General features: G+C 60.3%; 19 protein-coding genes and 1 riboswitch. Of the genes, 13 read left to right on the forward strand and 6 right to left on the reverse strand.

The annotated features are described in order from the left end of the window. Window positions 1-25 precede the first annotated feature (25 nt). From PVA39_RS06050 to rpoS, 4 genes are all read left to right on the forward strand, one after another. Complete coding sequence (locus PVA39_RS06050; RefSeq protein ID WP_274123231.1) at window positions 26-661, forward strand: protein-L-isoaspartate(D-aspartate) O-methyltransferase; 636 nt, start codon at window positions 26-28, stop codon at window positions 659-661. A 22-nt stretch (window positions 662-683) separates the two neighbouring features. Then, entirely contained in the window at window positions 684-1,613 is a 930-nt protein-coding gene (locus PVA39_RS06055) for a DUF368 domain-containing protein (protein ID WP_274123233.1), read from the forward strand. 89 nt (window positions 1,614-1,702) lie between these two features. Beyond that, window positions 1,703-2,521, forward strand: coding sequence for a peptidoglycan DD-metalloendopeptidase family protein (locus tag PVA39_RS06060; RefSeq protein ID WP_274123435.1), 819 nt, complete (start codon window positions 1,703-1,705; stop codon window positions 2,519-2,521). Window positions 2,522-2,630: 109 nt separating this feature from the next. Then, the gene (gene rpoS, locus PVA39_RS06065) at window positions 2,631-3,641 is read left to right on the forward strand and encodes an RNA polymerase sigma factor RpoS (protein WP_093503828.1); all 1,011 of its coding nucleotides are present in this window, start codon (window positions 2,631-2,633) and stop codon (window positions 3,639-3,641) included. Between the two features lie 119 nt (window positions 3,642-3,760). Here rpoS and mqo read toward each other — a convergent pair whose 3' ends face one another. Next, entirely contained in the window at window positions 3,761-5,263 is a 1,503-nt protein-coding gene (gene mqo, locus PVA39_RS06070; RefSeq protein WP_274123235.1) for a malate dehydrogenase (quinone), read from the reverse strand. Between the two features lie 822 nt (window positions 5,264-6,085). Between mqo and PVA39_RS06080 the strand changes: the two genes are divergently transcribed. Continuing rightward, entirely contained in the window at window positions 6,086-6,670 is a 585-nt protein-coding gene (locus tag PVA39_RS06080; RefSeq protein ID WP_274123239.1) for a YajG family lipoprotein, read from the forward strand. Window positions 6,671-6,733: 63 nt separating this feature from the next. Here PVA39_RS06080 and PVA39_RS06085 read toward each other — a convergent pair whose 3' ends face one another. Next, the gene (locus PVA39_RS06085; RefSeq protein ID WP_093503821.1) at window positions 6,734-7,897 is read right to left on the reverse strand and encodes a 1-acyl-sn-glycerol-3-phosphate acyltransferase; all 1,164 of its coding nucleotides are present in this window, start codon (window positions 7,895-7,897) and stop codon (window positions 6,734-6,736) included. Between the two features lie 145 nt (window positions 7,898-8,042). Between PVA39_RS06085 and PVA39_RS06090 the strand changes: the two genes are divergently transcribed. The 4 genes from PVA39_RS06090 (at window position 8,043) to PVA39_RS06105 (ending at window position 10,022) form a co-directional block, all read left to right on the forward strand. Continuing rightward, window positions 8,043-8,225 carry a CPXCG motif-containing cysteine-rich protein gene (locus PVA39_RS06090; protein WP_075929669.1) on the forward strand — a complete coding sequence of 61 codons (183 nt, stop codon included), beginning with the start codon at window positions 8,043-8,045 and terminating at the stop codon, window positions 8,223-8,225. Beyond that, entirely contained in the window at window positions 8,225-8,485 is a 261-nt protein-coding gene (locus PVA39_RS06095; protein WP_274123241.1) for a putative signal transducing protein, read from the forward strand. The genes PVA39_RS06090 and PVA39_RS06095 overlap by 1 nt, the downstream gene beginning before the upstream one ends. Before the next feature lie 33 nt (window positions 8,486-8,518). Beyond that, complete coding sequence (locus tag PVA39_RS06100; RefSeq protein ID WP_274123242.1) at window positions 8,519-9,136, forward strand: SOS response-associated peptidase; 618 nt, start codon at window positions 8,519-8,521, stop codon at window positions 9,134-9,136. Between the two features lie 67 nt (window positions 9,137-9,203). After that, complete coding sequence (locus PVA39_RS06105) at window positions 9,204-10,022, forward strand: M48 family metallopeptidase (protein ID WP_093503817.1); 819 nt, start codon at window positions 9,204-9,206, stop codon at window positions 10,020-10,022. Window positions 10,023-10,114: 92 nt separating this feature from the next. Here the strand turns inward: PVA39_RS06105 and PVA39_RS06110 are convergent, their stop codons facing one another. The 3 genes from PVA39_RS06110 to PVA39_RS06120 all read right to left on the reverse strand — a co-directional run bounded on the left by PVA39_RS06110 (window position 10,115) and on the right by PVA39_RS06120 (window position 13,035). Continuing rightward, window positions 10,115-10,702, reverse strand: coding sequence for a TMEM165/GDT1 family protein (locus PVA39_RS06110; protein WP_093504271.1), 588 nt, complete (start codon window positions 10,700-10,702; stop codon window positions 10,115-10,117). A 90-nt stretch (window positions 10,703-10,792) separates the two neighbouring features. After that, window positions 10,793-10,937: riboswitch (yybP-ykoY riboswitch) on the reverse strand. 61 nt (window positions 10,938-10,998) lie between these two features. Continuing rightward, window positions 10,999-11,997, reverse strand: a complete 999-nt coding sequence (locus PVA39_RS06115; protein WP_274123245.1) for a class I SAM-dependent methyltransferase — start codon at window positions 11,995-11,997, stop codon at window positions 10,999-11,001. Window positions 11,998-12,069: 72 nt separating this feature from the next. Further along, on the reverse strand, window positions 12,070-13,035 hold the full coding sequence (locus tag PVA39_RS06120; RefSeq protein ID WP_274123247.1) for a 2-hydroxyacid dehydrogenase: 966 nt from the start codon (window positions 13,033-13,035) through the stop codon (window positions 12,070-12,072). Between the two features lie 106 nt (window positions 13,036-13,141). Here PVA39_RS06120 and PVA39_RS06125 point away from each other — a divergent pair, with 106 nt between their 5' ends. After that, window positions 13,142-13,771: a LysE family transporter gene (locus tag PVA39_RS06125; RefSeq protein WP_274123249.1), complete on the forward strand. Its 630-nt coding sequence runs from the start codon at window positions 13,142-13,144 to the stop codon at window positions 13,769-13,771. 85 nt (window positions 13,772-13,856) lie between these two features. Here PVA39_RS06125 and PVA39_RS06130 read toward each other — a convergent pair whose 3' ends face one another. Next, window positions 13,857-15,032, reverse strand: a complete 1,176-nt coding sequence (locus PVA39_RS06130; RefSeq protein ID WP_274123250.1) for an acetyl-CoA C-acyltransferase — start codon at window positions 15,030-15,032, stop codon at window positions 13,857-13,859. A gap of 181 nt (window positions 15,033-15,213) precedes the next feature. Here PVA39_RS06130 and PVA39_RS06135 point away from each other — a divergent pair, with 181 nt between their 5' ends. The 3 genes from PVA39_RS06135 to PVA39_RS06145 all read left to right on the forward strand — a co-directional run bounded on the left by PVA39_RS06135 (window position 15,214) and on the right by PVA39_RS06145 (window position 20,412). Then, on the forward strand, window positions 15,214-16,893 hold the full coding sequence (locus tag PVA39_RS06135; protein ID WP_274123251.1) for a fatty acid--CoA ligase: 1,680 nt from the start codon (window positions 15,214-15,216) through the stop codon (window positions 16,891-16,893). A 212-nt stretch (window positions 16,894-17,105) separates the two neighbouring features. Further along, window positions 17,106-19,016 carry a DUF1302 domain-containing protein gene (locus PVA39_RS06140; RefSeq protein WP_274123252.1) on the forward strand — a complete coding sequence of 637 codons (1,911 nt, stop codon included), beginning with the start codon at window positions 17,106-17,108 and terminating at the stop codon, window positions 19,014-19,016. Window positions 19,017-19,044: 28 nt separating this feature from the next. Then, window positions 19,045-20,412: a DUF1329 domain-containing protein gene (locus tag PVA39_RS06145; protein ID WP_274123253.1), complete on the forward strand. Its 1,368-nt coding sequence runs from the start codon at window positions 19,045-19,047 to the stop codon at window positions 20,410-20,412. The last annotated feature ends 41 nt before the right edge of the window (window positions 20,413-20,453 follow it).

The raw sequence follows: 20,453 nt of genomic DNA on the forward strand, positions 1-20,453 counted from the left end.
GGAGCATGACCGCCACGGGATTGGCATGACCTCGCAACGTACCCGCGAACGCCTGATCCAGCGACTCTACGAAGAAGGGCTGTCCAACGCCGGCGTGCTCGAGGTGATCCGGCGCACGCCGCGGCATTTGTTCGTCGACGAAGCCCTGGCCCATCGCGCCTATGAAGACACGGCGCTGCCCATCGGCCACAACCAGACCATCTCGCAGCCTTATATGGTCGCGCGTATGAGCGAGCTGCTGCTTGCCGCTGGCCCGCTGGACAAGGTGCTGGAGATCGGCACCGGCTCCGGCTACCAGACGGCGATTCTGGCGCAACTGGTCGAACGGGTTTTCACCGTCGAGCGCATTCAGGGCTTGCAGGAACGGGCCAAGGAACGATTGGTCAAACTCAGCCTGCGTAATGTGGTCTTTCGATGGGGCGACGGCTGGGAAGGCTGGCCGGCGCTGGCACCCTATAACGGCATCATCGTCACCGCGGCTGCCTCGGAAGTACCCCAGGCGCTGCTGGATCAACTGGCTCCGGGTGGTCGTTTGGTGATACCGGTCGGTTCAGGCGATGTTCAGCAACTGTTATTGATCATTCGTGAGGAACAGGGTTTCTCCCGGCACGTACTCGACGCAGTACGGTTTGTGCCCCTGCTTAGCGGCCCGTTGGCCTGATTCAAATAGAACGGAAGGATGCATGAAGAAAACCTTGTTGCTGTATACCAAAGGAATGGCGATGGGCGCGGTCGATGTGGTGCCTGGTTTCTCTGGCGGCACCGTTGCCCTGATCACCGGTATATACGACAAACTTCTCGCTTCGTTCGCCGCTATTCCCCAAGCGCTGATGCTGATGCTACGTGGGCGCATCGTGGCAGCCTGGCAGGTGTGCAATGCCACCTTTCTGCTGGTAGTAATGCTGGGCATTCTCAGCAGCATCTTCACGTTGGCGCGCCTCATCAGCTACCTGATGTATGAACACCCCATACAGCTGTGGGCCTTTTTCTTCGGGCTGGTGCTGGTTTCCGTCTACTTGGTCGGGCGTGAAGTGGCGGTATGGTGCAGCAACCGTGTGGTCAGTTTTGCTCTCGGTCTGATATTTGCCTTGTGGATCACCCTGGCCGCGCCCGTCCAGCTTTCCGCCGACCCGCTGACATTGTTTCTGGCCGGCGCCATCGCCATCAGTGCCATGATCCTCCCGGGTATCTCCGGTAGCTTCATTCTGGTGCTGTTGGGGCTCTATCCCGTGGTGTTAGGGGCGATCAAAAATCTCGATGTTGCGGTACTCTCGGTATTCTCCGCCGGCTGCCTGCTGGGCCTACTGAGTTTTTCCAAGCTGCTGAGTTGGCTGCTGGCCCGTATGCGAGACCTGACCATGGCGTTTCTGGCCGGGCTGATGCTGGGCTCTCTGGTGAAGGTTTGGCCCTGGAAGCAGACGCTGACCTGGCAGACCAATCGCCACGGTGAATCGTTTCCCCTTGAGCAGGTCAATCTATTGCCATGGCAGTTCGCTCAGATCACGGGTGAGAATGCGCAGTTGCTATTGGCCGTTGCGCTGAGCCTGTGCGCCATCATTCTGGTACTGGGTGTGGAGTGGCTGGCACGCCGCCGCCAGGTCGACGTGGCGTGAGCCTGACATTCTTTACTGGTCGCTCGAGGCCGTCTGCAAGGGAGATTGGGGTGAGTTCCACAGCCAAACAAGGACACCGTTCCTCGGGCATGCTGCGCAACCTGCTGGTGTTGGTCGCCGTGGGTGCGTTGTCCGCCGGCTGCGCCAGCTCGCCATCCGGTGGTGTGCAGGTCGTCGATCGCAACAACGCGGCGGCGCAGCGTCAGCCGGTTACATCCGGCCAATACCGTGTGCAACGTGGCGACACACTTTACTCCATCGCCTTTCGCTATGGCTGGGACTGGAAAGCACTGGCGGCGCACAACAGCATCGCACCGCCTTACATGATCCGTGTTGGCCAGGTTATTCGCTTCGGCTCGGGGGGAGCGAGCAGGCCTGTCGTGGCTTCCACGCCGACTGCCTCAACACCTGTGGTGAGCACGCCCAGCCGGCCATCCACGTCAGTGCAGACTCCTCCAGCACAAACGCCTGCGCGGCCCTCGACACCGGTTGTAGTGACACCTGCGACCACACCCGTGCAGAGCGTTCCTCGCTCTTCGACTGGCTGGGCATGGCCCGCTGGTGGTGCGATTATCGGCCGATTTTCCTCAAACGGTAGTTTGAATAAAGGCATTGATATAGCAGGGGAATTGGGACAGCCTGTCCTTGCTGCGTCTGGTGGAACCGTTGTATACGCCGGGAGTGGATTACGGGGCTACGGCGAATTGGTGATCATCAAACACAGCGATACCTACGTGAGTGCCTACGGTCACAACCGCAGGCTGTTGGTACGGGAGGGGCAGCAGGTCAAGGTCGGGCAACAGATTGCCGAGATGGGTTCTACGGGAACTGACCGGGTGAAACTTCACTTTGAAATTCGCCGCCAAGGTAAGCCTGTAGATCCAATGCAATACCTGCCAAGCCGTTGATCTGTCGCTCGTTCACCCGCTCACGTGGGATGGACGGGCTCGGATGTAGCCAAGGAGACGGGCACATCGGAGCTTGCTGGTCGAACTCAGCAAGGGACGGAATAATAAAATGGCACTCGATACCAAGGCAGCGCCGGAGTTTGACATCGATGACGCCGTGCTCCTGATGGAGCCTGACATCGATCTTGACGAGGCTAATGACAAAGCGGCCTGTGCCAAGGTCGCCACGCGCAGCAAGGCCAAGCAGCCGGCCGGCAGCAAGCAGCATAAGTACATCGACTACACCCGGGCGCTCGACGCCACTCAGCTTTACCTCAACGAAATAGGATTTTCTCCCCTGCTTACCCCGGAAGAAGAGGTGTTCTTCGCGCGTCTCGCGCAGAAGGGCGACCCCGCCGGGCGCAAACGCATGATCGAAAGCAACCTGCGGCTGGTGGTGAAGATCGCCCGGCGCTACGTGAATCGCGGGTTGTCGCTGCTGGACCTGATTGAAGAAGGCAACCTGGGCCTGATTCGCGCTGTCGAGAAGTTTGACCCGGAGCGCGGTTTCCGTTTCTCCACCTACGCAACCTGGTGGATCCGGCAGACAATCGAGCGGGCGATCATGAATCAGACCCGCACCATCCGCCTGCCTATTCACGTAGTAAAAGAACTTAACGTCTACCTGCGCGCCGCGCGGGAGCTTACCCAGAAGCTCGACCACGAGCCTTCCCCGGAAGAAATCGCCAACCTGCTGGAAAAACCGGTTGGAGAGGTCAAGCGCATGCTGGGCCTGAATGAGCGCGTATCCTCGGTGGATGTGTCGCTGGGCCCAGATTCCGACAAGACGCTGCTCGATACTCTGACCGATGACCGTCCTACGGATCCTTGCGAGCTGCTGCAGGACGATGATCTGTCCCAGAGCATCGACCAGTGGCTTTCGGAGCTCACTGACAAGCAGCGTGAAGTGGTGGTACGCCGCTTCGGTCTGCGTGGCCACGAGAGTTGCACGCTCGAAGAGGTAGGCCAGGAAATTGGCCTCACCCGTGAGCGCGTGCGGCAGATCCAGGTCGAAGCACTCAAGCGCCTGCGCGAAATACTTGAGAAAAACGGCCTTTCCGCCGACTCGCTGTTCCAGTAACGCCCGGCCTGCCAGGCCCTCGGCCAGTCAGCTTGCTGACTGGCTTTTTTATTGTCTCGGGCTTTGGATGGAGAAATGAAAACGGCGCCTCAAGGGCGCCGTTTTCGTCAGGCCATCGATCAGACCGGCGAGACATCTCGCAGCTGCAGCAGCGTATCGGACTGCGCCTGAACAGCACGGTACTGCTCGGCATCCTTGATCAGGACCGAGGCAGGCACCGGGAAGATCTCGTTCAGCTTGGTGCTCCACTCGGCTGAGGCCGCCTGCTCGGGGAAGCAGCGGCGAATCAGGTCGAGCATGATCGAAACGGTTACCGAGGCGCCTGGAGAGGCACCCAGCAGAGCGGCGATGGAGCCGTCCTGAGCCGCCACCAGTTCGGTACCGAACTGCAGGATGCCGCCTTTCTTGGCGTCCTTCTTGATGATCTGCACACGTTGACCAGCAATCTCCAGGCGCCAGTCGCTGGCTTTGGCCTCCGGGTAGAAGCCGCGCAGGGTATTGAGGCGCTGCTCCTGGGACTGCATGACTTCCTTGACCAAGTAACGGGTCAGGTCGAAGTTGTCGCGGGCAACGGCCAGCATCGGGCCGATGTTGTTCAGGCGCACCGACATCGGCAGGTCCAGGAACGAGCCCTTCTTCAGGAACTTGGTGGTGAAGCCGGCATAAGGCCCGAATAGCAGCGATTTCTTGCCGTCGACCACACGGGTATCCAGGTGCGGTACCGACATGGGCGGTGAGCCGACTTCGGCCTGGCTGTATACCTTGGCCTGATGCTGGTTGACCACCTCCGGGTTGTCGCAGCGCAGCCACTGGCCACTGACCGGGAAGCCACCGAAACCCTTGCCCTCTGCGATGCCGGACATCTGCAGCAGGGGCAGGGCGCCGCCGCCGGCGCCGAGGAATACGAAGCGCGCCTGGATCTGGCGATGATTACCGCTTTGCTGATCCTTGGTGCTCACACGCCAGCCGTGCTCGTTGCGAGTGAGATCAGTGACGCGCTGATTGAAGGTCACACGGGCATTGCTCTGCTGAACCAGATGATCGAGCAGGCTCTTGGTCAGCGCGCCGAAGTTGACATCGGTGCCATTGGCCATGCGGGTCGCTGCAATCGGCTCGTTCGGGTCACGGCCCGGCATCATCAACGGCATCCACTCGCTCATGGTGGCGCGGTCTTCGCTGTACACCATGTCTTCGAAAGCGTGATGCACGTGCAGCGCCTCGAAGCGCTTCTTGAGGTAGTCGATGCCTTTCTGGCCGCGGACGAAGCTCAGGTGCGGTACCGGGTTGATAAAGGACTTGGGCGAGCCAAAGGTGCCTTTCTTGACCAGGTGGGCCCAGAACTGCTTGGACTCCTCGAACTGAGCATTGATGCTCACGGCTTTCTTGATGTCGATGGAACCGTCGGCGGACTCGGGGGTGTAGTTGAGTTCGCACAAACCGGCATGCCCGGTGCCCGCGTTGTTCCACGGGTTGGAGCTTTCTGCCGCGCCGGCGCTCATTGCCTCGACGACTTCCAGTTTGATGCCAGGGTCGAGCTCCTTGAGCAGCACGGCCAGCGTTGCGCTCATGATGCCGGCACCGACCAGCACTACATCTACAGCTTCGTAATCGTTCTGCGCCATTACCACATCTCCAAAAAATCAGCGTCCAGTCATAGGCCGTCGGCCTGGGCGTCAAAGGCGCCTGTCAGCAGCGGTTGCAGAGCTGTAATGAGGAATGGGATGACGGAAGGAGGTCGCCTTGTCCTGCCGCAAGCTGATTCATATGTTCGCCACACTCTTGTGAAGTTATTGAAACCGTTTTTTCACGTTCTTTTGGAACGCGAACCTCAAAAGTTCATGTGCCTGTTGGGCCGTCTCAGCCGGCAGATGTTCCGCGAAAACGCAGCTTCTGCAGCGGGTGATGGCCTTCGATATCGAGCAGCACGAAGTGGGCGACTCTCTGTGGCGTTGCCGATGGCATGAGTGCATCAGCGGTACGGCGATGCCGATCAGGAGGCGTCCTTATAATCGGGGCGCGATTATAAGGCGAAAGCGGGGGAAGTGATCAGCTGCGTGTGACTTTTATTGCACACGCATCAGGGTAGGAAAACGCCCCTATGAGCGCTCAGTGGCGGGTAAATGCGCTTTTCGGTAAGGGCGCGCCAAGCCAGCTCAGACGTTGCTCGTTGACCTCATGCCAGCCTGTAGGGCCCGGCGGCTGGGCGCTCTGGCGAAAGGCCCGGCAAATGCCGTGTTCGTCCAGACAGGCAAAAATGCGCGGGTTAGGCGCGCTGGCGACTTTCTTGAGGAATGCACGCATCAAACAAGCTCCGTTCATGCAAAGCGACCAAAGTCTTATACCGCTAGCATGTGACGAGTGGGTGACGCGGAACCGCGCTGACCGTTTACAGGTCGATTCGTTATACTTCGCCAGCCTTTAGCGCCCCTCATGGAGAACCGAGTATGAAACGCCTGTTGTTTGGTCTGGTTGCCGTTTTCAGTCTGGCTCTTGTTGGTTGTGCCCACAGCCCGCAGCAACTCAGCCCGCAGCCCAAACTGACCGGGCCGCTCAACGCGGTAGGCCAGGGTCAGCCTGTGGTGGTGCGGGTGGTCGATGGACGTCCTTCTCCGGTGCTGGGCACCCGAGGCGGTCTGTACCCTGAAACCAGCGCGATCAGCGTTTCCGGCCAGGACATTCTGCCCAAGCTGCAGGCGCAGGCCGAAGCTGCTGTGCGTTTGCTGGGTTTCACCCCGACGCCAAACGCTTATAACGCACCGCAACTGACCCTGACCCTGGCCGAGCTGAAATATCAGTCGCCCAAGGAAGGCATGTACGTGACTGAGGCCGACATGACCGCCAGCTTCCGAGCTGATGTGCAGAACAGCAGTCGTCGTTACAGCGGTCGCTACGGCGCTTCGTTGAACCAGCGTTTCGGCATGGCGCCGAACCAGGAAACCAACACCAAGCTGGTCAGTGATGTGCTGAGCGACGCGCTCACCCGTGCATTCAAGGACCCGACCCTGGGGCAGATCCTCAACGGTCAGTAACTGCCGGCAGATGTAAAAAAGCCCCGACTCGTCGGGGCTTTTTCGTTTTTCGGGGCAGCTGAATCAGAGCGGCAGACCGGCCTTGACGCGATATTGGTTACGCACCGGCATCGCGTACTGCAGGATCAGGTAAGGCTGTTGTTCGCTCGGGCAGCGGCTCAGGCGCTGTTGCCACTGTTCCTTGGCGGCGGCCAGTTCGTCTGCGCCGAACAGCGATTCGGCTGCCGGCACTTCAAGCTGCGGATCGCGCTCGCTCCACATGGCGTAGGCCAGGTAGTGTACCGGGAACAGCCGGTAGCCGGTGAGGATCTGCGCATCGGTCAGCGCTGCCAGCTGCTTGGCATCCTCGAAGCCGCTGGTGATCGGGTCGCCGAAATGCACATGTACGCGGCCCTTGTAGCCGGTGATGCCCAGGCCGATGCTCTTGTCATCCTCGCCCGGCTGCTTGGTGTAGCTGCCGGTAGTAGCGCGGGTGTACAGCTCTCGCGCCTTGGCCTGGTCACAGGGGTCGTACTCGTAGCTGATCGACACCGGGGTCAGTTTGAGGCTGGCGATGACGTCGGCGAACGGCTCGTCCTTGCGGCTCATGTGAAACATCTTGAGGATTGCCGAATCGGTGCGGTCATCACCGTCTTTGGCGCGGCCTTCTGCCTGGGCGATCCAGATCGATTCGCCATCCTGCCCGATCGAGTGGCTGATGTAGGCCGACAGCAGCTGGTAGGCCGCGAGTTTTTCGCGACGCCCGGTGATCGAGCGGTGCACGATGAAGCTCTTGTTCAGGCGCATCAGGTCGCTGACGAAAGGCTTCTGCAGTAAGTTGTCGCCGATGGCGATGCGCGGCGTCTGTAGGCCGGCGTGATACACGGCGTAATTGACGAAGGCCGGGTCCATGACGATGTCGCGGTGGTTGGCCAGGAACAGGTAGGGGCTGCCGGCCTTCAGCGTTTCCACGCCCGAGTAGGTCACGCCATCGGTGGCGTGCTCGACGGTGCGGTCGATATACGGCTCGATAGATTCCTGCAGCGCGCGAACCGAATCGATATGGCGGAACTGCGAACGCAGCCGATGAGCTATAAGAGGTTTGAGCGCCCAGCCAAACGGGCCGGCCAGGCGCGGAAAACGAAACTGGGTAAGGATGTCGAGAAACGCATCGTCGGCCAACAGACGCGCCAGAACCGCTGGAATTTCCGCGTCGGCATAGGGTCGGATGCTGTCGAATTCGCCCATCATGATCTCTTGTGATTATCGCTGCGATTGAAGAGTTGAAAGCGCTGCGCCCCGTGCCGTGATAACGCCTGATGACAGCGTGACGGCAACCCGGGAGCGGCAAGTGGTCGAGCATTATACCCTGCAAGTCACCCGGAGGCGCCCCATGTTGGAAACCCAGGATTACCAGTGCCCCTATTGCGGTGAACCGGTCGAGGCTGTGCTGGATTTGTCGGCCGGTGATCAGCAATACATCGAGGACTGCCCGGTATGCTGCAGGCCCATCGTCTTTCTGCTCGAAACCGATGGACAGAGCTGGCATCTGGATGTGCGCGGGGAGAACGATTGATGAAGCGCGTTTACGAGCCGCAGGACTTGATGGAGGGCGAGTTGCTCAAGGCCATGCTGGCCAGCGAAGGCATCCAGGCACATCTGGTCGGCGCCCATCTGTCTGGCGCCGTGGGCGAACTGCCGGCCTGCGGGCTGCTTGGCATGCTGGTCGAGGACGTCGACGCCGAGCGCGCCCGCTGGTTGATCGGCGAGTACAATGGCGCGCAACCGCTACCCGGTGACGAGCCGGACTCTTTTCAGGGCGTACTGCTGTGTTGAGCAGCTTGCGCCACCCATCCCGATGAGCCTTTCATGAGTGGACGCTTCGCGCTGTTTCGCTGGACGCCCGCCTTCGCGGCGCAGCCTGGTTTTCCCGCTGACCAGCTACCACACTGGAACCTGGCACCTGGCTCCCAGGTGTTGCTGCTGCGCAGCGCACATGAGCAGCCCGCTCTGGTTCGTGCGCGCTGGGGGCTGACTCCCCCATGGCTCAAGGATCTGTCGAAGACGCCATCCCACGCCCGCGCCGAAACCCTGAGCGAGCAACCGATGTTTCGCGATGCGTTTCGTCTGCGCCGCGGCCTGATTCCTGCCAACGGTTTCTACGAATGGCGCGGCGCGGCGCGCAAGCGCCCGTACTGGCTGAGCGGCGAGGATTCGCTGCTGTATTTCGCAGCGGTGTGGGAGGCTTATCCAGTGGAAGGGCACGTGTACCTGAGCACGGCCATGATCACCCAGGCGGCCGCGACGCTGCGTCGCCCCTTGATTCTCGATACCGAGCAACGGCAGCGCTGGCTGGCCGCCGATACGCCGCTTGAGGAATTGCAGGCGCTGCTCGTCGCCAAGCCGATAGCGCTGCGCGAACGCGTGTTGAGCAATCTGGTCAATGACCCGAAGCTCGACGGGCCGGAGTGCCTGACGCCTGCCTGAGGCTTTGCTTGCACTGAAATACGGGCAGCCCCTAGCATACCTTTCTTAGTTACCAGGGAGATCCAGCATGAAACCGTCGTTGTCCATCACCACGCTGACCGCGGCTCTGCTGCTGGCAGGATGCCAAGCCGTCAATACCACCAGCGGTGGCTCGGTCGGCGTCGAGCGCAAACAGTACATGTTCAGTGCGCTGTCGACCGATGAGGTCAACCAGATGTATGCCCAGTCCTATCAGCAAACGTTGAAGGAAGCCTCCAGCCAGGGCGCGCTGGACAAGAACAGTGCCGAGGCCAAGCGCTTGCAGCGCGTGGCCGACCGCCTGATCAAGCAGGCGCCGCTGTTCCGTCCGGATGCGGCCCAGTGGCAATGGGAGGTCAACCTGATCAAGAGCCCTGAGCTGAACGCCAACTGCGGCCCAGGCGGCAAGATCATTTTCTACACCGGCATTATCGACAAGCTGAATCTTACCGATGACGAAATCGCCGCGGTCATGGGCCATGAGATCGCCCATGCCCTGCGCGAGCACGGCCGCGAAGCGATGTCCAAGGCCTATGGTGTGAACCTGGCGAAGCAGGGCGCTGCCGCGCTACTGGGCGTCAGCTCGGACCAGATGGCACTGGCTGATGCTGCAGTGAATTACGGTATGACGCTACCCAATAGCCGCGGCAACGAGAACGAAGCCGACCTGATCGGCCTTGAACTCGCTGCACGTGCAGGCTACAACCCCAATGCGGCGGTCAGTCTGTGGCAAAAGATGGCCAAGGCCAGCGAAGGTGCGCCGCCAGAGTTCATGAGCACGCACCCGTCCTCGTCGAGCCGTATCGCCTCGCTGCAGGCGGCTATCCCGAAAGTCATGCCCCTGTATCAGCAGGCCAAGAAAGGCTGATCACGATGTGAAAAGCCGCCACCGTCTGCTTGGTGGCGGCTCAGCTTCAAGGCCAAAACCTTGTGCCGGCGTTGGTTTTGTCCCTGAGGAGTTCAGCCGTTTAAAAAGCCACTCAACAGCATGGCCTGGTACGCCGCATAGATCGCCAGTACGGCGAAGGCGAGGGCGGCAAGTCGGCGAATCAGAGTGAGCGGCAGGCGGTCGGCCGCAAAGTTGCCTGCCAGCACCACCGGTACGTTGGCAATCAGCATTCCCAGCGTAGTCCCCAGCACCACCATGATGAAGTGTGGGTACTGGGCGGCGAGCATTACTGTCGCCACCTGAGTCTTGTCACCCATCTCCGCCAGGAAGAAGGCCACCAGGGTGGTCAGGAACGGCCCATAGCGTTTGAGGCTGGAGCTTTCGTCATCGTCGAGCTTGTCGGGGATCAGCGTCCACAGTGCCACGGCGATAAAGGACGCCGCCAGAATCCAGCTCAGCAGCGCGGGCGAGAGCAGACCTGCGACCCAGTTGCCCACCGCGCCGGCGGCCAGGTGATTGGCGAGGGTGGCGGCGACCATGCCCCAGATGATTGGCCAGGGCCTGCGAAAGCGCGCGGCCAGCAACAGGGCGAGCAGTTGCGTCTTGTCGCCGATTTCCGCCAGGGCAACGATCAGAGTGGGAACGAACAGAGATTCCAGCATCAGGCTTCCTAAAGGGGCGGGTAGACACGGCTATGACACGTACAGCCTCCCCGCCCCGGGTAAGGTGTTCGTGTCATAGGTCTTGTCAAACCCTGCGCGGCGTTCGAGCCGAACGGCGCAGATCCATCTCGGCGGATCTTGGGTCGCACGCACCATGGTCTGTGGACCAAGTATGTTGATGCATGCCGGGCGAGCTGGTGCTCGCGGGAGACTACTCCCCTAGGACGCGCGCATTCTGCCCAAACGTCTCACGTTGGGCAAGGCCTGCGCCGCTCTGCCGCAGGCGACCTGCGTTACGGGCGGGTCGCCTGGTAGATACGAAAGCCATCGGCATCGGCCAGGGTCTGGCAGGGGCCGATATGCTGTTCGATCAGCGGCGGGTACTTGAGAAAGCGGTTGGCCACCAGGCGGATCTGGCCGCCCTTGCGCAGATGCTGCGAGGCCTGGCGCAGCAGGTCTTCGCTGGCCTGGTAATGAGTATGTACGCCCTGATGGAAGGGCGGGTTGCTCAGAATCGCGCTCAGTTCGAAGGGCGCGGCGGCAATACCGTCGCCGCTGATTACCTCGGCCTGCAGCCCGTTAGCGGCCAGGGTCAGGCGGCTGCTGGCGACGGCGAAGGCGTCGACGTCCAGCATCGTGACCTGGCTCTGTGAATAGCGGCGCTTGAGCACTGCACCGAGCACGCCTGCGCCGCAGCCGAAGTCGAGCAGATGGCCATCTGGCAATTGATCCAGGTATTCGAGCAGCAGTGCGCTGCCGATATCCAGGCGGCCGTGGCTGAATACACCGGGCAGGGTGACTATCTCGAGGGGGCCGTCAGCCAGCGGCAGGCTGTAGCGCTGAGCCAGTGCGTTCAGGTCGGGTTCGGCCGGAGCCAGATCAACCCGCACCTCCCACAGCTGGCAGTGGCGTGCGCTGTCGAGCTTGCGCGGCTTGCCGTAGGCGGCCATCTGCTTGGCGGCACGTTCGACGCCGGCGCGCTTCTCGCCCACCAGATACAGCAGTTTGCCGGGCAGGTGGGCGGCCAGGGCGTCGAGCAGATAGGCCGTCAATTCGCGGGACTTAGGCAGGAACAGCACGGCCGTTTCGCGGGCGGCCGCCGGCGGCATGACGCCAAAGGCGCTACGCCCGGCAAAACGCCCGTCCAGTCGGGCGTGATCGCCTGCATGCCAGCTCCAGCCTGCAGCCTGTGGTAACTGCCCGAGCAGATCATCGGCCGGCAAGCCCGCGAGCAGGGCGGGGCCAGCGAACAGTTCGGCCTGGCGCAGCAGTACTTCACTTCGCGGATCCATCAGCTATACCCCGGCAAAAGCGCGAAGGGTAGGGGCGTGGACCTTAAGCTGCAAGCCCGAGGCACCAAAGGATCAGTTGACTTGGCGTTTGGCATGGCCTGCGAAAAAGCCCGCGGCGTTTTCCGCCAGTTGGCCGACGATCCGCTGGCGCGCCTCGCGAGCGCCCCAGGCGCTGTGCGGGGTGATGATCAGTCGCGGAATGTCGTCGGCCAGCAATGGATTGCCTTCTCTGGGTGGCTCCTGGGTCAGCACGTCGGTGGCTGCACCGCCCAGCTTTCCCGCTCGTAGGGCGTCGGCCAGAGCCTGTTCGTCGATCAGGCCGCCGCGGGCGGTGTTGATCACGAAGGCGCCTGGCTTGAGCAGATCGAGCTCGCGGACTCCAATCAGGTTGCGGGTCTGTTCGGTGAGCGGGCAGTGCAGGGTCAGGGCATCGACCTGGGTGAGCAACTCGTCCAGCGCGAGCCGATCAGCGCGGGGCGGGCGCCCCGGCAGTTGGCCATAGAGCACGCGCATGCCGAACGCTTCGGCCAATCTGGCTACTGCGCCGCCCAGCTCGCCATGACCGAGCAGCCCCAGCGTCTTGCCTTCGAGCTCGACGATGGGGTGGTCGAGCAGGCAGAACATGGGCGACTGCTGCCAACGGCCAGCGCGAACATCACGCTGATAGTCTTGCAGACTTGTGGCCAGGGCGAGCAGGAGTGTCAGGGTGTGCTGGGCCACCGAAGGTGTGCCGTAACCCTGGCAGTTGCACACGGTGACGCCATGCGCCCGGGCGGCGGCGAGGTCGATGTTATTGGTGCCGGTGGCAGCAACGAGGATCAGTTCGAGCTCGGGGCAGCCTGCCAACACGTCCGCATCGATCACCGCCTTGTTGCTGATCGCTACGCGGGCGCCCTGCAGACGCTCGATGATCTGCACCGGGCTGCTCTGGTCGTGCAGTACCAGCTCGGCGAAGGGCTCGCGCAGCGGCGCCATGTCCAGATCGCCGAGGTCGAGGGAGCGATAATCGAGAAACACTGCGCGGCCTGTTTTACTCATCAGCTGTACCTTTCTGGCTGTCCTGTCGGGAAGTAAAGTGCAGCCTATCAGAAGTGCTCTGCCGCAGAGTGCGCCCTTGGACCCACTAGCCAATCCTGGAGTCGCCGTGTACTGGATGGAATTCTTTACCGTTGCTCTCATCCATCTGCTGGCCGTGGCCAGCCCGGGACCGGACTTCGCCATCGTGGTGCGTGAGAGCGTGGCCCATGGGCGCCGTGCCGGTGTGTTCTGTGCGCTGGGCGTGGGCACCGGAATTTTTGTGCACGTAGCCTATTCGCTACTGGGCATCGGCCTGATCGTGTCCCAGTCGATCGTGCTGTTCAACGCGCTGAAGTGGCTGGCCGCCGCCTACCTGCTGTATATCGGTTTCAAGGCATTGCAGGCGCGACCAGCAGCGCCCGGCGCGGTTCAGGAGCAAGCCGACGCCCCGGCGAGGTCGCCGCGTGGCGCGTTCGTTACCGGCTTCGTGACCAATGGCCTTAACCCCAAAGCGACGCTGTTCTTCCTGTCGCTGTTTACCGTGGTGATCGACCCGCACACCCCGCTGCTCGTGCAGGGCGGCTATGGCGTTTACCTGGCCGTGGCGACGGCCTTGTGGTTCTGCCTGGTGGCAATGCTGTTCAGTCAGCAGCGCGTGCGCGAAGGCTTCGCGCGTCTGGGCCACTGGTTTGATCGTCTGATGGGCGCGGTGCTGGTCGGCCTGGGGATCAAGCTGGCGTTTACCGAGTTGAAATAAGAGCCTGTTTTTAACGCAGCAGTGCCGACGCGCAGCAGACTTTGAATAGGTTCTAAGGGGCGCGAGCGCGCCCCTGACTGGTCTCTCACAACACCTCAACCGCGACCGCCGTTGCTTCGCCGCCGCCGATGCACAGCGAGGCGATGCCGCGCTTGCCGCCGGTCTGGCGCAGGGCGTTGATCAGCGTGACGATGATGCGCGAGCCGGTGGAACCGACCGGATGCCCCTGAGCGCAGGCGCCGCCGTAGATATTCACCTTGGCGTGATCCAGATCGTGTTCGCGCATGGCCAGCATGGTGACCATGGCGAACGCTTCGTTGATCTCGAACAGGTCGACCTCGTTCTTCCGCCAGCCGGACTTGTGCAACACCTTGCTGATGGCGCCAATGGGCGCGATGGTGAATTCGCTGGGATCCTGGCTCTGGGTGGCGTGGGTGACGATACGCGCCAGCGGTTGCAGGCCGCGTGCCCTGGCGTGCTCGGCGCTCATCAGCATTAGCGCGCTGGCGCCATCGGATATCGAGCTGGCATTTGCCGCGGTAATGCTGCCGTCCTTGCTGAAGGCCGGCCTCAGGCTGGCGATCTTGTCTATCCTGGCGTTCAGCGGCTGTTCGTCTTCGTTCACTTCGGTATCGCCCTTACGGCTCGCCACGGTCACAGGTACGATCTCATCGGCCAGTACACGGGACTGCATGGCCTGCTGCGCGCGGCGTAGCGATTCGATGGCGTAAGCGTCCATCGCCTCGCGGGTAATGCCGTAGCGATCCGCGGTTTCCTGGGCGAAGGAACCCATAAGCCGGCCGGTGCGCGCGTCCTCCAGGCCGTCGAAGAACATGTGATCCTTCACTTCGCCATGGCCCATGCGCAGGCCGCCGCGTGCCTTGGGCAGCAGATAGGGCGCGTTGGACATGCTCTCCATTCCGCCAGCGATCATCACCTCGGCGCTGCCGGCCTTGATCAGGTCGTGGGCGAGCATCACCGCCTTCATGCCCGAGCCGCAGAGCTTGTTGATGGTGGTGCAACCCGTGGCGCTCGGTAGGCCAGCGGCCAGCGATGCCTGACGCGCCGGGCCCTGCTTGAGGCCGGCAGGCAACACGCAGCCCATGATCACTTCCTGTACGTCGTCTGCCGCTACACCCGCCCGAGCGATGGCGGCGCGAATCGCCGCTGCACCAAGATCCGTTGCGCTTAGCGAAGACAGGCTACCCTGAAAACCACCCATCGGCGTGCGAGCGCCACTGACGATAACAATATCTGACATGAATCCACCTCAATTCGCAGTGAAGGGGCGAAACCGGCCTGTGCTTGGCTTGGGCCACAATCCTCCTTTCGGCTGATTGAGCAGACGCTGGTGCAGGCTACTGTTAGGCAAGGTGCCCATTAACGATCAGGTTTCGCTTCAATTTCGACGCTTTCTACAATAGTCCAGAACAGGTGAGCCCATGTTGCAGACTCGCATCATTCCCCCCGCCGCAAATGCCCACCCATACCCGCTGTTGATCAAGAGCTTGCTGCTTTCAGGCAGCCGCTACGAAAAAAATCGGGAAATCGTCTATCGCGACACCTTGCGTTACAACTACGCAGCTTTCAACGAACGGGTGGCGCGCCTCGCCAATGTGCTCACCGAGGCCGGTGTTAAGGCCGGCGATACCGTGGCGGTGATGGACTGGGATAGTCACCGTTACCTGGAGTGCATGTTCGCGGTGCCGATGCTGGGGGCGGTACTGCACACCATCAACATTCGTCTGTCGCCCGAGCAGATTCTTTACACCATGAACCACGCCGAAGATCGCTTCGTGCTGGTCAACAGCGATTTCGCAGCGTTGTACCAGGGCATCGTCGGGCAGCTCACCACGGTGACCGGCACCATGCTGCTGACTGACAATGCTGCCTCCGTCGAGCTTCCCGGTTCGGTCGGTGAATACGAGAGCCTGTTGGCGGCAGCCGAGCCTAGCTACGCATTCGCCGATTTCGACGAGAACTCCGTCGCCACCACGTTCTACACCACCGGCACCACCGGCAACCCGAAGGGCGTTTACTTCACCCACCGCCAGCTAGTACTGCACACCCTGTCGATGGCCACCACCCTGGGCAGCCTGGACAGCATCCGCCTGATGGGCACCGACGATGTGTACATGCCCATCACGCCCATGTTCCACGTGCATGCCTGGGGGGCGCCCTATGTGGCGACGATGCTGGGTGTAAAACAGGTCTATCCAGGGCGCTACGAGCCGGAGATGCTCTGCAAACTGATCAAGCAAGAGCATGTGACCTTTTCCCATTGCGTACCGACCATCCTGCAGATGGTGCTGGCCGCACCAGGCGCTCAAGGCCATGACTTCAAGGGTATGAAAGTGATCATCGGTGGCAGCGCGCTCAACCGCGCGCTGTATGACGCGGCCAAGGCCAGGGGTATTCAGCTGACGGCCGCTTATGGAATGTCCGAGACCTGCCCGCTGATTTCCTGTGGCTACCTGAGTGACGAGTTGCTCGCTGCGGGCGATGAGCAATGTACGACCTATCGCATCAAGGCTGGAGTTCCCGTGCCGCTGGTCGAGGCGGCGATCATGGACAGCGAGGGCAATCGCCTTCCTGCTGATGGTGAGACCCAGGGCGAGCTGGTGCTGCGCGCACCCTGGCTGACTCAGGGTTACTTCCGCGAGCCGGAGAAGGGACAGGAGTTGTGGGCCCACGGCTGGTTGCACACCGGCGACGTAGCAACCCTGGACGAAATGGGCGTTATCGACATTCGCGACCGCCTCAAGGATGTGATCAAGACTGGCGGCGAATGGATTTCCTCGCTGGAGCTGGAAGACCTGATCAGCCGTCAGCCTGCGGTCAAGGAAGTGGCTGTCGTGGGCGTGGTCGACTCGCAGTGGGGCGAGCGCCCGTTCGCCCTGATTGTCGCGAAGGAAGGCCAGTCGCTGAACGCAGGCCTACTCAAGGAGCATCTCAAGCCATTCGTCGAGCGGGGCGTAATCAACAAGTGGGCGATTCCCTCACAGATAGCCCTTGTTACCGAAATTCCCAAGACGAGTGTGGGCAAGCTGGACAAAAAGCGTATCCGCGTTGATCTGGCGCAGTGGCAGGAGGCCGGAAGCGAGTTTTTATCGTCCCTGTAAGGCACGAATTTCAACGCCAAAAAAGTGACTGGTCAGTCAAACAAACGTTTGGCTTGCTAATTGCTGGATTCGGACCATCCTTGGCTTGTCACGGATGGGACTGATCCCTCTAAACCGGCGAGCCAGAGTGTCTCGGGCACTGCAAGCCACTCGTGGGAAGGCTCGCTGGATTTAGTCAATCAGCCATAACAAAAACAAATGGAGTAGCGTCGATGACCAACACAACAAGGCCGTTCTGGCGTCTGGCAAAACTGCCGCTGGCCGTCAGCCTCGCATCAACTCTTGCCAGCCCGGCATTCGCGGTGAACTTCAATATCGGGGAAATCGAAGGTCAGTTTGACTCGTCGTTGTCGGTGGGGGCTAGTTGGTCGATGGCTTCGCCGAACAAAGATTTGATTGGCTCAAATAATGGGGGGCGTGGACTGTCGCAGACGTCTGATGATGGGCATCTCAATTTCAAGCGTGGTGAAACGTTCTCGAAGATTTTTAAAGGCATCCATGATCTGGAGTTAAAGTACGGAGATACCGGTGTTTTTGTTCGAGGTAAATACTGGTATGACTTCGAGCTGAAAGATGAAGGGCGCGAGTTTAAGGATATCAGCGATTCTAATCGGAAAGAGGGCGCGAAATCGTCCGGTGCGCAGCTGCTTGACGCTTTTGTCTACCATAACTATTCAATTGCGGATCAGCCAGGTTCTGTCCGTCTTGGCAAGCAAGTTGTCAGTTGGGGGGAGAGTACTTTCCTACAGAATAGTATCAATTCTATAAACCCTGTTGATGTCGCCGCTTTTCGTCGCCCAGGGTCCGAGATTAAAGAAGCTCTGATCCCGGTTAACATGTTCTATGTTTCTCAGGGGTTGACAGAAAACTTATCTGCTGAGTTTTTTTATCAACTCGAGTGGGATCAAACAGTTGTCGAGAACTGCGGCACGTTTTTTTCTCAGGCAGATATCGTAGCCGATGGATGCGATGACAATTTGAGGGTTCTTCGTCCTGCTTCTTCCTTAAGTACCGCTGCCCTGGGGGCGTTAGGGAATTTCGGTGTAAATGCCAATGAAGAGGGGGTTTTGGTTCGGCGAGGGGGTGACAGGGATCCGTCTGATAGTGGGCAATGGGGAACGGCTTTCAGGTATTACGTTGCGCCCCTTGATACTGAGTTCGGTGCTTATTTTATGAATTATCATAGCCGCAACCCAGTGTTTAGCGGTACTAGCGCTACCCAAGCGCAACTAAATGCGATTAATGCGGGGTTACCAAACGTTCCTGCTTTAGGTGCTAATAACCCGGCAAACTTAAGGCCTTTAGCGGTGGCTGGGTCCTCTCGTTATTTTATTGAATACCCCGAAAATATACAGCTCTACGGTCTAAGCTTCTCTACCACATTGCCCACTGGTACGGCGTGGAGTGGTGAAGTCAGCTATCGTCCCAATGCTCCTGTTCAGCTGAATACTACAGATATTCTCTTTGCCGGTGTTGGGTCTCTGGGCGGGCTATTCGGTAATGCATCTGTGTTGGATGGTGCTGCTGGGCAGGATTTACATGGTTATCGGCGCAAGGAAATTACTCAGTTTCAGACAACTTTTACGCATTTCTTTGATCAGGTAATGGGGGCTAGCCGCTTTACAGTTGTTGGAGAAATAGGTGTTGTGCATGTAGGCGGGTTGGAAAGTACATCCGAGGCTCGTTACGGCCGTGATCCCGTTTTCGGCCCAGGGCCGTTACCGCCCACACAAGTTGCACCCGGGACAGTCGTCAATACATGTGAAACGCTAAACGGGTCTACGCTCGGTGGGGCGTCAAGGAAAAACGTTTCCCGGTATTGTGAGAACGACGGCTTCGTAACCAGTACCTCGTGGGGGTATCGCGCACGTGCAATTTGGGAGTACCCAGATGTATTTGCAGGCGTGAACCTTAAACCCAACGTCGCCTGGTCTCATGATGTGAATGGTTATGGCCCCAATGGCTTGTTCACTGAAGGTGCAAAAGCTGTGAGTCTGGGTCTGGATGCTGAGTATCAGAACACCTACACCGCCAGCCTCGCCTACACCGACTTCTTCGGCGGCAAATACAACACCCTTGTCGATCGTGACTTCCTGGCCCTCAGCTTCGGTATGAACTTCTAAGCGCCCGTATTCATAGGAAAACGTATTCATGAAAACAACAAAAAGGCTGTTGCAAACTGGCGCTCTGACTCTTTCGCTGCTGGCCACTGGTGTGATGGCTGCAGTGTCTGCGGATGAGGCGGCCAAGCTGGGTAATACCCTGACGCCGGTTGGTGCGGAAAAGGCAGGCAATGCTGATGGCAGCATCCCGGCCTGGACCGGCGGGCTGCCGGTCAATGCCGGTGCGGTTGATTCGGCTGGCTTTCTGGCCGATCCGTTCCCAAACGAAAAGCCGCTGTTCACCATCACCGCGCAGAACGTCGAGCAATACAAGGACAAGCTGACGCCTGGCCAGTACGCGATGTTCAAGCGCTACCCGGAAACCTACCGGATGCCGGTCTACACCACGCACCGCACGGCGAACGTGCCGGACAGCATCATCGCGGCGACCAAGGAAAATGCCACCAACACCAAGCTGATTCAGGGTGGCGAAGGGCTGGAGAACTTCAAGTTTGCCAATCCGTTCCCGATTCCGAAGGACGGCCTGGAAGCTATCTGGAACCACATCACTCGCTACCGTGGTGCCAGCGTACGTCGTCATGTGGTGCAGGTGACGCCGCAGGCCAATGGCTCGTTCAGCCCGGTCAGCCTGGAAGAAGAGTTCGCCTTCCGCAGCATGATGAAAGGCGTCGATACCAGTCAGCCGAGCAACATCCTGTTCTATTTCAAACAGCGGGTAACCGCACCGTCGCGTCTGGCGGGTAACGTACTGCTGGTGCACGAGACCATCGACCAGGTGAAGGAGCCGCGCATGGCGTGGCTCTACAACGCCGGTCAGCGTCGTGTACGCCGTGCGCCTCAGGTGTCCTACGACGGTCCGGGCACTGCGGCCGATGGCCTGCGTACCTCCGATAACCTGGATATGTACAACGGCTCGCCTGATCGTTACGACTGGCAGTTGCTGGGCAAGAAGGAAATCTACATTCCCTACAACAGCTATCGTCTCGATTCGCCGAAGCTGAAGTACACCGACATCGTCAAGCCAGGCCATCTGAACCCGGATCTGACCCGCTACGAGCTGCACCGCGTCTGGCACGTGACCGCCACCCTCAAGCAGGGCGAGCGCCACATCTATGCCAAGCGTGACTTCTACATCGACGAGGATACCTGGCAGGCCGCTGCCATCGACCACTACGACGGTCGCGGTACTCTGTGGCGCGTGGCGGAAGCCCACGCACAGTACTACTACGACAAGCAGGTGCCGTGGTATGCCGTCGAGGTGATCCACGATCTGCTCTCCGGTCGCTATCTGGCCCTGGGCCTGAAGAACGAGGAGAAGCAGGCCTACGAGTTCGATTATCCTGCCAAGGAGAGCGACTACACTCCGGCAGCATTGCGTCAGTCCGGCGTGCGTTGATCGCTGCTTGAAACCAGAAAGTCGGCCCTCGGGCCGGCTTT

This window comes from Pseudomonas sp. CNPSo 3701, from assembly GCF_028674975.1.
GTDB lineage: Bacteria > Pseudomonadota > Gammaproteobacteria > Pseudomonadales > Pseudomonadaceae > Aquipseudomonas > Aquipseudomonas straminea.

What these genes read in the sequence shown, in the direction of transcription:
- PVA39_RS06140 (WP_274123252.1), top strand. Translation starts at nt 17,106, where the DNA reads ATGACCAACACAACAAGGCCGTTCTGGCGTCTGGCAAAACTGCCGCTG.
- PVA39_RS06100 (WP_274123242.1), top strand. Translation starts at nt 8,519, where the DNA reads ATGAGTGGACGCTTCGCGCTGTTTCGCTGGACGCCCGCCTTCGCGGCG.
- PVA39_RS06095 (WP_274123241.1), top strand. Translation starts at nt 8,225, where the DNA reads ATGAAGCGCGTTTACGAGCCGCAGGACTTGATGGAGGGCGAGTTGCTC.
- PVA39_RS06105 (WP_093503817.1), top strand. Translation starts at nt 9,204, where the DNA reads ATGAAACCGTCGTTGTCCATCACCACGCTGACCGCGGCTCTGCTGCTG.
- mqo (WP_274123235.1), bottom strand. Translation starts at nt 5,263, where the DNA reads ATGGCGCAGAACGATTACGAAGCTGTAGATGTAGTGCTGGTCGGTGCC.
- PVA39_RS06090 (WP_075929669.1), top strand. Translation starts at nt 8,043, where the DNA reads ATGTTGGAAACCCAGGATTACCAGTGCCCCTATTGCGGTGAACCGGTC.
- PVA39_RS06120 (WP_274123247.1), bottom strand. Translation starts at nt 13,035, where the DNA reads ATGAGTAAAACAGGCCGCGCAGTGTTTCTCGATTATCGCTCCCTCGAC.
- PVA39_RS06085 (WP_093503821.1), bottom strand. Translation starts at nt 7,897, where the DNA reads ATGGGCGAATTCGACAGCATCCGACCCTATGCCGACGCGGAAATTCCA.
- PVA39_RS06080 (WP_274123239.1), top strand. Translation starts at nt 6,086, where the DNA reads ATGAAACGCCTGTTGTTTGGTCTGGTTGCCGTTTTCAGTCTGGCTCTT.
- PVA39_RS06115 (WP_274123245.1), bottom strand. Translation starts at nt 11,997, where the DNA reads ATGGATCCGCGAAGTGAAGTACTGCTGCGCCAGGCCGAACTGTTCGCT.
- PVA39_RS06145 (WP_274123253.1), top strand. Translation starts at nt 19,045, where the DNA reads ATGAAAACAACAAAAAGGCTGTTGCAAACTGGCGCTCTGACTCTTTCG.
- rpoS (WP_093503828.1), top strand. Translation starts at nt 2,631, where the DNA reads ATGGCACTCGATACCAAGGCAGCGCCGGAGTTTGACATCGATGACGCC.
- PVA39_RS06055 (WP_274123233.1), top strand. Translation starts at nt 684, where the DNA reads ATGAAGAAAACCTTGTTGCTGTATACCAAAGGAATGGCGATGGGCGCG.
- PVA39_RS06060 (WP_274123435.1), top strand. Translation starts at nt 1,703, where the DNA reads ATGCTGCGCAACCTGCTGGTGTTGGTCGCCGTGGGTGCGTTGTCCGCC.
- PVA39_RS06130 (WP_274123250.1), bottom strand. Translation starts at nt 15,032, where the DNA reads ATGTCAGATATTGTTATCGTCAGTGGCGCTCGCACGCCGATGGGTGGT.
- PVA39_RS06050 (WP_274123231.1), top strand. Translation starts at nt 26, where the DNA reads ATGACCTCGCAACGTACCCGCGAACGCCTGATCCAGCGACTCTACGAA.
- PVA39_RS06135 (WP_274123251.1), top strand. Translation starts at nt 15,214, where the DNA reads ATGTTGCAGACTCGCATCATTCCCCCCGCCGCAAATGCCCACCCATAC.